The sequence below is a fragment of the Rubrimonas sp. genome, from assembly GCF_036788415.1.
GTDB lineage: Bacteria > Pseudomonadota > Alphaproteobacteria > Rhodobacterales > Rhodobacteraceae > Rubrimonas.
In genome coordinates this window covers 1-11,145 of the sequence record NZ_DAIQNN010000085.1, presented here as the reverse complement: position 1 = coordinate 11,145, position 11,145 = coordinate 1, and the positions used below count along the sequence as shown (strand labels likewise).

Genomic DNA, 11,145 nt, shown 5'->3' with positions numbered 1-11,145 from the left:
GGGCGACATCATCGCGCCGGGCGTCGTCGAGGCCCTTCGTCGGCTCGTCGGCCAGAAGCACGCGGGCCCCGGCGGCGGTGGCCGCGGCGAAGGCCACGCGCTGGGCCATGCCGCCCGAAAGCTGCCCCGGCCGCGCTGCCGCCGCCTCTTCGCCAAGGCCGAGGTCGGCCAGATCGGCTCGCGCAAGGCCGGGGGCGCTCTCCCAGTCCTTGCCGGCGACCAGCGCATGGGTCTCGGCCACCTGCGACAGGCTGCGCATCAGCGGGTCGAGCGCGCGCCACGGCTCCTGCGGGAGGATCGCGAGGCGACGGCCCCACAACGCCTCACGCCCGCGGCGGGGCAGCGCGTCGATGCGGGCGCCGTCGAGCCAGACGCCGCCGGAGGCCGTCAGGCCGCGCGGCAACGACCCCATGATCGCCTGCGCGATAAGGCTCTTGCCGGCGCCGGTCTCGCCAAGGATCACGAGCGGACGGCCGGGTTCGACGGTGAAGCCGATCGGATAGACGAGGCGGCGGGCGCCGATCGACACGGACAGATCGTCAACGCGCAGGGTCATGTGTCGGTCTCCTCGCCCGCGACAAGGCGTAGGCACAGCACGGTCGCGGCCAGGGCGCCGATGGGGGCGGCGATGGCCCAGGGCGCGGTGCGCCAGCTAGGCAGCAGCTCGGACATCATCACCCCCCATTCCGGAGTCGGCGGCCGCAGGCCGACCGAGATGAAGCCGAGCGTGGCTAGCGCGGTCACGACGGTCGCGCCGCCGAAGGCCGCCAAAGTCAGCACCTGCTGCGCCAGATCGGGCCAGAGGTGTCGGCGGATGACGTGCCAGCGGCCCAGACCCAGCAGTTCGGCCGCCTGCACCGCCTCGCCCGCCGTCAGGACGCGGGCCCGCTCGCGGGCGACGCGGAAGAACTCGACCCACAGCGTCAGCGACAGGCCGATGTAGAGGGTCCACCAGCTGTCGGGCCGGATCGCCGCCAGCAGCATGACCAGCAGCAGGCCCGGCAGCGCCAGAACCCCGTCGGCGAAGGCCGCGAGCGCACGGTCCGTCCAGCCGCCGCGCCAGCCCGCAACGATGCCGAGGCTGACGCCGAAGGCCGCCGCCGTGCCGACGGCGAGGGCCGCCAGCGCCAGCGTCAGCTGCGCCCCGCCGAGGATGCGGGCGGCCAGATCGCGGCCGAGGTGATCGGTCCCGAGGATGTGCGCGCCCGTGCCGGGGGGAACGAGGATCGCGCGCAGGTTCTGCCGCGCGGGGTCATGGCCCACAAGGTCCGGGCCCGCGACGGTCAGCGCCGCGATCACGGCGATCCCGACAAACCCCGCGACGCGCGCGGGGCTCATGGGGCCGAGGGTCAGGGCAGGCAGGACGCTGCGGGCTGCGGTGCGGGCTGCGGTCATGACGCGGGCGGTCATGCGCGCATCCTCGGGTCAATGGCGCGGCAGGCGAGGTCGATCAGGAAGCTGAGCAGCACGAAGGACAGCCCCAGCGCCAGCGCCGTGCCCTGCAGCATGGTCACGTCGCGCTCAAAGACGGCGTGGGTCAGGGCGTGGCCGATGCCGGGCCAGGCGAAGACGCTTTCGACGACCACGACGCCCTCCAGCAGCAGTGCGGTCTGCACGCCCAGATAGGCGACGACCGGGGCGGCGGCGTTGCGGAAACCGTGCCGCCACAGCGCCGCGCCGGTAGACAGGCCCTTGTGCCGCGCGAACTGGAAAGCCTCGCTGGCCACGGTGCGCGCGACCGCGTTGCGGATCACTCGCGTCAGCACCGAGGCCAGCACCAGCCCAAGCGTCAGCGCGGGAAGGAAGGCGTTGGCGCCATGGGAATGGCCGGCGGCCGGGGCCGCCCGCATCTGCACCGCGATCAGCAGGATCAGCACCACCCCAAGCAGGAATGCGGGGGTGGCGCGCAGCAGAATCGAGACGATGGCGGTGACGCGGTCGAAGAGGCCGCCGGGGTTCAGCCCCGCGATCACGCCGATGGGCGTGGCGATCAGCAGGGCCAACCACACCGCAACGACCGCCAGCAGCACGCTGTGGCCAAGCTGGTGCGCGACCGCGTCGATCACGCGCTCGCCGGTGACGGCCGTGTAGCCCAGATCGAGGGTCAGAAGCCGGCCCAGCCACGCAAGCAGCCGCACCCAAGAGGGACGGTCGAGGCCAAGCTCCGCGCGGACCTGCTCGGCCGCGGCGGCGCTGACCATGTCATGGCCGTAGCGCCCCGCCGCGATCCGGTAGGCCGCGTCGCCGGGCAGCGACTCCAGCATGGCGAAGCCGACGACGCCGACCACCAGCGCCACGATCAGCGCCTGGATCAGACGGCCGACGATCAGCCCGCCGAGGCTCTGTGCCGCGGCGGGACGGGCGGTCCAGCGCGCGGCGCGGGCGATCGCAACCGTCATCAATCGGCCCACCGCACCTGCGACAGGCCGTAGCTGCGCTCAAGCGGGTCGATGGTCACGCCCTGCAGCGCGGCGGACTGGCCCACCGTCAGCATTGACCATGCCACGGGGATGACCGGCAGTTCCGTCTGAAGCGCGTCGGTGACGGCGCGGATCGCCCCGGCTCGCGCCGCGGGGTCGGTCTCGGCCAGCGCGACGCGCAGGGCCGCGTCCACGTCCGGGGCGTCCCAGTTCATCGCGCCCCAGCCCCCGCCGCCGGCCTTGAAGTCGTCGAAGGCGTTCACGATCGGGTCGGGGGTCAGGCCGTAGTTGCGCGCGGCCAGCGCCATGTCCAGCGTTCCGTCCTGATGGCCGCCGGGCACGTCGGACGAATTGCCGATCGAAACCTTCAGCTCGACGCCGATGTCGCGCCACTGGTCCTGCAGGGCGGCGGCGATCAGCGGCAGTTCGGGGCGGTTGGGATAGGTGCGCAGGGTCAGCGAGAAACGCTCGCCGTCGCGGACCAGAACGCCGTCCGAACCGGGGGCCCAGCCCAGACCGGCGAGGATTTCGCGCGCCTGCTCGGGATCATGAACGACGGCGGGCTGGTCCGCGTCGTGCCAGCCGGCCAGCACCGGCGGGAAAAGCTGATTGGCGGCGGCGTCGGGGAAGTCGAGGATGCCGATGGCCACGCCCTCGCGGTCGATGGCGAGGCTCAGGGCGCGGCGCGCCTCGGCCTCGGCCAGCTGCGGCCGGGCGAGGTTCATTTTGACCAAAACCGTGCGCGGGATCGGGACGGCGTGGACGGTCGACAGATCGAGCGCGTCTAGGCGATCAAATCCATCCTTGTCGAGGTTGAGCGCCAGATCGGCGTCGCCGCTCTCAATCATCAGAGCGCGGGTCTCGGGGCGGTGGGACGACAGATACCGCACCTCCGCGACATGCGCGGCTTCGCCCCAGTAGCCGTCGAAGCGCTCGGCGACCAGCGACAGAGGCGGCGCCATGCTGACGACGCGGAACGGGCCGGTGCCGATGAAGGCGACCGCGTCGCCGTTCGCGTCGAAGCTGGCGGGCGCGACGATCATCGCGCCATAGTTCGCCAGCACCGAAGGCAGCGCAGCGAAGGGCGTCTCAAGTCGGATGACAACCTGGTCGCCCTCCGCCACGACGGCGGTCAGCGGGACCAACGCCAGCACCCCCGGGCGCTCGGCGGCGCGGCGCAGGTTGGCGGCGGCGATTTCGGCGTCCATTGCCGAGCCATCGTGGAAGGTCACGCCCTGCCGCAGGTCGAAGCGCCATTCGAGCCCGTCCTCGCTGGTGGTCCAGCCTGTGGCGAGGCCGGGGCATGGCGCCGCGTCCTCGCACACGTCGACCAGCGTCTCGCCGATCTGCATGCGCTGATAGATGTATCCGTCCTGCGACGGCTCGTAGTTGTTCACATGCCAAGGGGCTGCGACAGAAACGGCCGAACGGGTCTGCGCGCCTGCGGCGCCGCCAAGGCCGGCGGCGGCGAGAAGAGCGGCGGCGATCACGGGGTGTCGGAAGTGCATGGGTCTAGGGCTCCGGTTCAGATGCGCTGACATTTTGTTACTTAGTAACATCGAGGCGCCTAGGCGCAAGCTGCTCGGTCACGCCCGACACGCGGCGCAATCGGGACGCCGCGCCGGCGCTACGTAGGCCCGACTCGGCGTCAAATGCGTGACAGATCGGTCCAGCGGCGTACGCGACCGCCATCGCGAGCGCTTCTGCGGAGCTCGCGCTGTCTTGAACGCCGGCTCCGATGTAAATGCTGGACACGCCCTGCACTTTGCAGTGGGCGTGACTATGAACGGCATGCGGTACAAACCCGCCCGTCGCGCCAATGGCCGCCAGCCGCGCACGCTTCTGGGCGCAGCGAGAAGTCGGAATCGGGAGGAGAGCTTGAGGCCGGCCGGAAGGCGGTCGCTTCGGGTCGACGCAGGTCGTGGCGCCAGCGTGCCTGTGACGGCTGGCCACCCAGTCTCAAGCTTGATGCTCATGTCCGCCGCGTCGCGGCGATCGCACGCGCGTGGCTTTCGAAACCTGGAAACATGCCCTGCATCATGGCTGCGATGTCCGGCGGCGCCTGGGTCAGCGTTCCGGCCGAGAGCGGCGGCTCGGGCGCATACTCGGCGAGAAGCTGGATGGCCTGAGCGTATTCGCGCCCCCGCAACGCCTGCACGAGCGCGAGACCGAAATCGATCCCGGCGGTCACTCCGCCTCCGGTGATCCGATTGCGATCCCGCACCACCCGGGCGTCCACCGCCGTCGCGCCAAAAGCTTGGAGAACCCCTTGGGACAGCCAATGCGAGGTCGCCCGGTATCCGTCAATCAGACCGGCCTGTCCGAGGAGAAGCGCGCCGGTGCACACGGACGTCACGTAGCCGGCGCGGGCGCCGCGCGTGGCGAGGAAGTCCACCGTCTCGTCGTCCTCCATGGCGTTCAGCGTGCCCGAGATCCCGCCGGGCGCGAACAGGATGGTCGGCGCCTCGACTGTTTCAGCGAAAGTGACGTCGGGCAGGATGGTCAGCCGGGTGTCGGTCGGGACCGGATCGAGCGTCTTCGCGGCGACCTGAACCGAGGCGCCCCACAGGCTGGCGAAGAAGTATTGCGGCCCGACCAGATCCAGCGCCGTCATGCCGGGATAGGCCAGCATCACGATCGTTTCGTCGCCCGTCCATTCCGCCGGCCAGACGGACATGTCGTGGATGGGCTCGTCGAGCCCGGCTCGAACCGATTCTTTTGGCATGGGCGACTGCGCCCTCGCCGCAGGGGCGCGAAACCCAAGCGCTGCGGATGCGGAGAGAACGGCGAACTGTCGTCGGTTCATCAGTCGGCGCTCCTCATTGGCGCTGAGCGGCATGAAGTCTGCGGCCAGCCAGGACTTTTGGCGCTGCGGGCCGCCAGCAGTCGCCCCCGACGGGTCGGCCGCCTGGCGAGTAAGCGTCCGTCCGTCAGCCGTCCCCGCTTCATGGCGCCATCATCATCTCGCCGCCGATCATCTCCTTGCGGAAGTCGGTGATCAGCAGGTCCAGCCGCATGTCCCATACTCCCGACGCGGGCAGGTGCACCGTCTCGACGGTCCAGGTCCCGTCCTGCGCAGGCTCCGCTCGCAGCGCGAAGGGGCCGAGGCCGCTGGCGGGATGGGAGAAGAAGAGCTCCACCTCCAGCGGCGCGAACGGGGCGAAGTCGGCGTCGAGAGGGCGGATGACGACGCGGTTCGCTCCGCGCCGGCCGGGGATGATCGTCAGGTCCGCCATGGCGGCGACGCCGTGCAGGTGGACGTGCAGTTCGGTCTCTGCCGTCATGGCCCAGGGCGGCGATGTGAGGCGGAAGCCCGCGGTGAGCCCTAGCACGGCGACCAGCAGCGCGGTCTCGATCCGCAGCGACGCCAGATACCGCGGCCGGACGCGGTCGGGATCGACTGAGAGCGCGGAGCTCAGAACGAAACGGTGTCGCGCCGCGAGCGCAAGGGCCGCCGCGACCACCGCAAGCTTCGCCGACAGGAGCAAACCGTATCCCGTCGTCCAGAGCGCCTGCGGCGCCTCGAGCTGGACGACCGCGAGCGCGCCGCCGCTGAGCGCCAGCGCAGCGACCACGGGCGCGGCGAGGCGGGAGAAGCGGGCGAGGCCCGCCGCGTCGGCGCGGGCGCTGACGAGCTCCGGCAGCGCGCCGGCCCAGAACAGCATGGCGGCCGCGTGCAGGAACACGAGCGGCGCCATCAGCGCGACCGGCTCGACGCGCGCCGCATGGCCGGCGGCGGCGTAGGAGGCGGCGGCGAGCGCCAAGGCGAGGCTCGCCCGCGTGCGCCCCCCTGCGGTCGCGGCGAGCAGCCCGGCTCCGGCCCCGAGCGCAGCGGCGAGGCCGAACGGCCCCGTCGCCGCCCGCAACCAGTCCGCGCCGCGCCCGAGCGCCGCGGCCTCGCCCGCGAGGTCCGCGGTCTGCGCGGCGAGCATCGCGAGCGCGGTCGGCGCCGCAGCGACGGCGGCGATCCGGGCGACCGGGCCCGGCCGCCGCCCCTCCATCGCCGCCCAGAACGCACCGCCGGCGCCGAGCGCGAGCGCCAGCGTCAGCGCGAGACGCGCGGAAGCTGGGGCCCATGCGGGGCGGTCGGGGGCGATCTCCGGGGTCTCGGACGGCGCGCCGATCGAGAACACGTGTACGCCCCCGACCGGGTGGCCGTCGCCGCTGACCACGCGCCAGCTGACGGCGTGCGTGCCCTGCGGCGCGTCGGCGGGCGCGGGCACCACCAGCGTTTCGCCTTCGGCGGATGGCTCGACGTCGAAGGTCGTCCCGTCGGGGAAGACCCAGCGGGTCGGCAGCGGTGCGACGGGCTCGTTGAAGCGCAGCCGCACCGCCTCCGGCGCGACCGCCACCACGGCCCCGGCGGCGGGCTCCGCCCCGTGCAGCTGGGCGTGGGCCAGGGCCGCGGCCGGCGCCAGCGCGATCAGGACGGCGCAGCGGGCCGCCGCAAGAAAGCGCCTCGCCCGCGACACCGGCCCGGTCCTCAGTGGCCGCCGCCCGCCGCGGGCGTCACCTTCACGCCCGGCGCGGGATAGGCCAGATCGGCGCCGGACTGGCCGGCCGCGGGGATCTCGATCCAGCGCTCCGCGCTCGTCGCGCATTCCTGCACCACGGGGATGTAGAGCGTCTCGCCCGCGGGCAGGGCGTCGGTGAAGCGCGCGCGCCAGACGAACTCGTCGTAGTGCTCGTCGGGCAGTTCGCCGGTCCAGATCAGCTCGCGCACGCCTTCGGTGATGGTGGCGCCCCACAGCTCGTAGCTGCGCTCGTAGGGGCCGCGGACGATCTCGAGGTCCCAGCCCGCCTTAGGCATGGGCTTCACGCTGATGACGCCCTCGGGGATCGCGACGCGCACCCGCAGCGTCGCCTCCGCGCCGCAGCCGTGGGGGATCCGCGTCACCATGCGGACCGTGGAGTTCTGCGCCACCTCGCGGTTCTCGAACGTGGCGTGGGCGAGCGCCGCGGGCGCGGCGAGCGCGAGGGCGGCGAAGAGGGCGATGGTGCGTGTCATCGGATGATCTCCTGTCGGAAGAACGGGACAGGGGCGCGTCGCGCAGGCCTCGCGCGGTCGCGCGGCGGCGAACCGGGGCTGGGCATGTGAGGTCGCTCTCGCTGGACGCGCCCAAACGGGCGGGGCGGGCCGCCGTTTGGCGGTCCGGTCGATGGTCAGGCGAGAGAGGTCGGAGGGCCTCGGGCCGGGGGCGCGCGGGGGCCGCGGCCGATCGCGGTTCCGGCTTCCGCCAACGGCCGAGGTTCGGCGGCGCGCGGGGGCGGCGAGAGGGAGAAGAGCGCGGCGGCGAGCGCGACCGCCTCCTCGCGCTGGCACCACGGACAGTCGCCGCCGACGTCGACGTGGTCCGCGCCTTCGAGGCAGAGATCGTCGACCGTGCCGCCGGCGTCGAGGAAGGCGGCCAGCGCCGCAGGCAGCGCAGGCGCCGGACCGTGCCCATGCCCCACGCCCGCCGTCGCCAACGCGAGGGCGATCAGCGCGACGCACAGGCGGCGCAGCAAGGATGCGCGGACGATCCACATCGCACGATGTCTAACGGCGAGCCGATGGCATCTCAATCTGCGACGCGCCCCCTGCGACCACGCGTGCCGCCGGTCTGTGCGGGCGCCCGTCTTCAGCCTGCGGAACGCGGCGTGTCACCGGTGTAAGAGCGCCCGCCCGCTTGAGGTTGGGACCCGAAGTCAAGGTCGGGGTGACGTCGTAGGGTCTCCAGCTCCACCGTTCCCTGGATCTGCTGGCCAAAGACAGGCTCGGACCTACAGGCGCCGCCCGCCATCGGCACCCACGATCTCGACTGGGAGCTGCGGCAACGCCTCGCGGCCGCACGACGCCCCGCAGTTCTCGACTGGCCGGAAACTAGAGCAGTCGGCATTCCTCAGCAGCGCGGAGTTCATCGAGACGTTATGCCGAGCAGGGCGGCGGCCTTGCCTCTGATCTCCGCCAAAGCCCTGGCGCTGACGGCGCCCTTTCGCTCCGCCCGCCGAACCCTCCAGTCGAGGCTACGGACCTGATCCGCCAGGGCGACGCTCGGGGGCTCTCCGTCGAGAACGACCTCAAAGGGGTAGCCCTTGATCCGGGTCGTCGTCGGGCAGCAGAGCATCAGGCCGACGCGACCGTTGTAGGATGCCGGGCTTAGCACCACTGCCGGCCGGTGCCCTGCCTGCTCGCGTCCAGCCTGTGGCGTAAAGCTGAGCCAGACGATTTCGCCGGCGTCAGGAACATACGACGCCACTCAGAGCGCCTCGCGACCTAGAGCGAGACCGAAGTCCGCTTCGTCGTGGAGGTTGTCGGCCGTCAAACCTTCGAGCAGATCCTCAAGGCGCGGCGCCGTCGGCGCTGCGGGCTCGATTACGATCCTGCCGTCCTCGACGCGGATGTCGATCGGATCGTCGACGCCAAGGCCCAGCTCGGACATCACCGATGTCGGAACGCGAACCGCGGCGCTGTTCCCCCATTTCTTGATCACGGCGTGCATGACAGTCTCCTGTATCTACGTCGTAGATACTGCTCTGTCCGCTACCGATCAAGCGGGAGCGTTGAAGGGCAGCGTCGCGACCGTCCGGATTTCGCTGTCGACCCATCAAGCCGTGACTGACCGGAACCGTTAAGCCTCGGCACTCCCTGATTGGCACGCTGCCGAGATGGCGGTGCCTACGACGGTCGTGCGACCGGCCGATTATCGCAGTCCGCCCTCCGGTCCTCCACCGGCCGGAAACGGGAGAACACTGCCCCATCGGTTGGGCGCCTCTTGGGCCACCGACCTTGGCGCTCCGAAATACCCGCCCGATTTCCGGCAGAACGCATGTGAGATCGGTGCTATGCCCCCGGCATGTTGTTCGACCTGCCCGACCACGCCACGCTCTATCAGGCCCTGCTCGCGAGGGATGCGCGCCGATCAACAGACGATGCTGCTGACGCCTATGGTCGCTGAGCCGATGGTGACGGCCCTCATCGGATTCTCTGCTGCATCGCACAATTCCGTGAGACCATGCGTCCTCATGATTGGCAAACGCCTTCCGCGCGAGCTGGCAGCGGCCGGGCGCCGCGGACCGCCCGTTGAGGACGGCTTAACCGCCCGCCGCCTAGCTTGCAGGGTCCGGATTGATTTTAGAGGCGGCGAAGTTGCGACCGACCACCGCGCATCAGATGCGCTACGCCGAGAACGCCATCGAGCAGTGCCTCGCGGAGAACCTGCAGTGCTGCAACGGCTTCACGGGATGGTTCATCCGCCAGTCCCTGCGAAACTTCCAGATGGACATCGCCATCGAGAGGACGACGGTCGAGCGCGTCCGAGACGACGGCGACGCGGACGGCGGCCATAACCTTCGGGTGGTTGTGGATCTGGGCCTGATCAAGCTGGGCCTGCTGATCGCGATCCGGTTCGGTCATCGCCCGGCGCTGGCCCGCCGGGCCAAGGAAGCGGCCGCCCAGATGGCGGCGTCTGGCAAGGTCGCCATCGCCGCTTCGGTCTGGCTGACGACGCCGGCGGCCGCGGTCGAGGTCGAGGGGAGCGAACTCGGCTACGATCAGGTCGTGACGCTGGACGCGGTCATCAAGGAGCTGCGCGACGAGGCGGCCTGCGCAGCCTATGAGTTGAAGCGCCGCCGCGAGTTCCAGGTCGAGGTTCTGGAGGCTGCGGCGCGCTCCGCGGCCGCTGACAGCGCTGCGCCGGCCCACGGGCGGGACGCGTTCTGGAAAGGCTACATCGCGCTGATCACAGACCGCGCCCCGGCGTTGGGCGTCGAGGAGGCGCGGCTGTCGTCCGACTCCGGCAGGGGCCTGCTGATCTTCGACCCCGACACCCTGCCGCGCTGGAGCTTCATGCCCGCGGTCCGAATGGCCCATCACCTGCGCGAGGGAATCGCGAGCATCCTGATCCATGACTGGGGCGAGGACATCGAAGGGCTGGCCTCGGTGATGCAGCCGGCCATGGATGGCACGCGCTATCACCTGACGCTGGCGCCGGGACGTTTTCCGGGGGCCAAGCCCGGCGTGATGATCGTGGCGGAGACGCCCCCGCTCGACCCGTCCGGGGCCTTCGAGGGCCAGCGCCGGGCCGCGCTGCGCTGCGTAAGCGAGATTGACGCCCTGCGCGGCTGGTTCGCGGGCCGCATGGGCGTGGCGCGCTACTGGCCGGACTTCGTGACGCCGACTTCGGCGACGGAAGGGCCGACGCGGGTGCGTCGCGACCTGAAGCTCGGCTGACGCGACCCGCTGCGGCGCGAGGAGGCGGGGCGAGATGGAGCGCATCGAGGCGGCCATAAGGGCGACCGAGGCGCGGGCGCTCGCCGTGGTGGAGCAGGAGCTAGCTTGCTCGCCTGAGCTGCCGCCGTTTCCGTGGACGCCGATATAAGGTCGTCCATCGGCGACTTCCCGATGATCGCGGCGGGGCTTCAGCAACGCGCGCACGCCCTCCTCGGCATTCCCATGTCATGGGCGACGACGGAGCTCGTTCACCCCCGAGCGCAAGGCTCTGGCTGGCCTGGCGGCAGGGCGCGGCATCATGGAGATTGCGCACGCAGAGCTCCACGTCAGGGCCGCCGTCCTGAACCGTTTCACCGCCCTCGGCATCCCCGTCACCAAGGCAATGGTTTGAGTCTGTCAGGGGAAAGGGGAACTCCGGCCCGGCCGTGATTTGCTCAACAAAGTCCGGCGAGCATGTGGTGAGCTGGCCCCCTTTTCCCTGGACATCCATTTGTCGAAGGACGCCTGAGGATG

At 71.1% G+C, this 11,145-nt stretch carries 11 protein-coding genes; 1 reads left to right on the top strand and 10 read right to left on the bottom strand.

Going from position 1 to position 11,145, the window contains the following annotated elements; translation table 11 throughout:
• From V7Q31_RS14865 to V7Q31_RS14820, 10 genes are all read right to left on the bottom strand, one after another.
• A partial coding sequence (locus tag V7Q31_RS14865; protein WP_333834644.1) for an ATP-binding cassette domain-containing protein occupies positions 1-556 on the bottom strand: 556 nt, incomplete at its 3' end.
• On the bottom strand, positions 553-1,410 hold the full coding sequence (locus V7Q31_RS14860; RefSeq protein WP_333834643.1) for an ABC transporter permease: 858 nt from the start codon (positions 1,408-1,410) through the stop codon (positions 553-555). The genes V7Q31_RS14860 and V7Q31_RS14865, both read right to left, overlap by 4 nt.
• Positions 1,407-2,399, bottom strand: coding sequence for an ABC transporter permease (locus V7Q31_RS14855; protein WP_333834642.1), 993 nt, complete (start codon positions 2,397-2,399; stop codon positions 1,407-1,409). The genes V7Q31_RS14860 and V7Q31_RS14855 overlap by 4 nt, the downstream gene beginning before the upstream one ends.
• Positions 2,399-3,928 carry an ABC transporter substrate-binding protein gene (locus V7Q31_RS14850; protein WP_333834641.1) on the bottom strand — a complete coding sequence of 510 codons (1,530 nt, stop codon included), beginning with the start codon at positions 3,926-3,928 and terminating at the stop codon, positions 2,399-2,401. Before V7Q31_RS14850 ends, V7Q31_RS14855 begins: the two co-directional genes overlap by 1 nt.
• Positions 3,929-4,392: 464 nt before the next feature.
• Positions 4,393-5,259 carry a DJ-1/PfpI family protein gene (locus V7Q31_RS14845; protein WP_333834640.1) on the bottom strand — a complete coding sequence of 289 codons (867 nt, stop codon included), beginning with the start codon at positions 5,257-5,259 and terminating at the stop codon, positions 4,393-4,395.
• 106 nt (positions 5,260-5,365) lie between these two features.
• Positions 5,366-6,892 (bottom strand): copper resistance CopC/CopD family protein, encoded by a 1,527-nt coding sequence (locus tag V7Q31_RS14840; protein ID WP_333834639.1) that lies wholly within the window; start codon positions 6,890-6,892, stop codon positions 5,366-5,368.
• 11 nt (positions 6,893-6,903) lie between these two features.
• Entirely contained in the window at positions 6,904-7,428 is a 525-nt protein-coding gene (locus tag V7Q31_RS14835; RefSeq protein WP_333834638.1) for a YcnI family copper-binding membrane protein, read from the bottom strand.
• A gap of 155 nt (positions 7,429-7,583) precedes the next feature.
• Positions 7,584-7,949, bottom strand: a complete 366-nt coding sequence (locus V7Q31_RS14830) for a hypothetical protein (RefSeq protein ID WP_333834637.1) — start codon at positions 7,947-7,949, stop codon at positions 7,584-7,586.
• Between the two features lie 368 nt (positions 7,950-8,317).
• On the bottom strand, positions 8,318-8,659 hold the full coding sequence (mazF, locus tag V7Q31_RS14825; RefSeq protein WP_333834636.1) for an endoribonuclease MazF: 342 nt from the start codon (positions 8,657-8,659) through the stop codon (positions 8,318-8,320).
• Positions 8,660-8,902, bottom strand: a complete 243-nt coding sequence (locus V7Q31_RS14820; RefSeq protein WP_333834635.1) for an AbrB/MazE/SpoVT family DNA-binding domain-containing protein — start codon at positions 8,900-8,902, stop codon at positions 8,660-8,662.
• A gap of 647 nt (positions 8,903-9,549) precedes the next feature.
• Between V7Q31_RS14820 and V7Q31_RS14815 the strand changes: the two genes are divergently transcribed.
• Positions 9,550-10,632, top strand: coding sequence for a hypothetical protein (locus V7Q31_RS14815; RefSeq protein ID WP_333834634.1), 1,083 nt, complete (start codon positions 9,550-9,552; stop codon positions 10,630-10,632).
• Positions 10,633-11,145 lie beyond the last annotated feature (513 nt).

Bases quoted from the DNA above. Each gene is read 5' to 3' on its own strand.
- V7Q31_RS14850 (WP_333834641.1), bottom strand. From the start codon at position 3,928: ATGCACTTCCGACACCCCGTGATCGCCGCCGCTCTTCTCGCCGCCGCC.
- V7Q31_RS14830 (WP_333834637.1), bottom strand. From the start codon at position 7,949: ATGTGGATCGTCCGCGCATCCTTGCTGCGCCGCCTGTGCGTCGCGCTG.
- V7Q31_RS14845 (WP_333834640.1), bottom strand. From the start codon at position 5,259: ATGCCGCTCAGCGCCAATGAGGAGCGCCGACTGATGAACCGACGACAG.
- V7Q31_RS14835 (WP_333834638.1), bottom strand. From the start codon at position 7,428: ATGACACGCACCATCGCCCTCTTCGCCGCCCTCGCGCTCGCCGCGCCC.
- V7Q31_RS14855 (WP_333834642.1), bottom strand. From the start codon at position 2,399: ATGACGGTTGCGATCGCCCGCGCCGCGCGCTGGACCGCCCGTCCCGCC.
- V7Q31_RS14860 (WP_333834643.1), bottom strand. From the start codon at position 1,410: ATGACCGCCCGCGTCATGACCGCAGCCCGCACCGCAGCCCGCAGCGTC.
- V7Q31_RS14820 (WP_333834635.1), bottom strand. From the start codon at position 8,902: ATGCACGCCGTGATCAAGAAATGGGGGAACAGCGCCGCGGTTCGCGTT.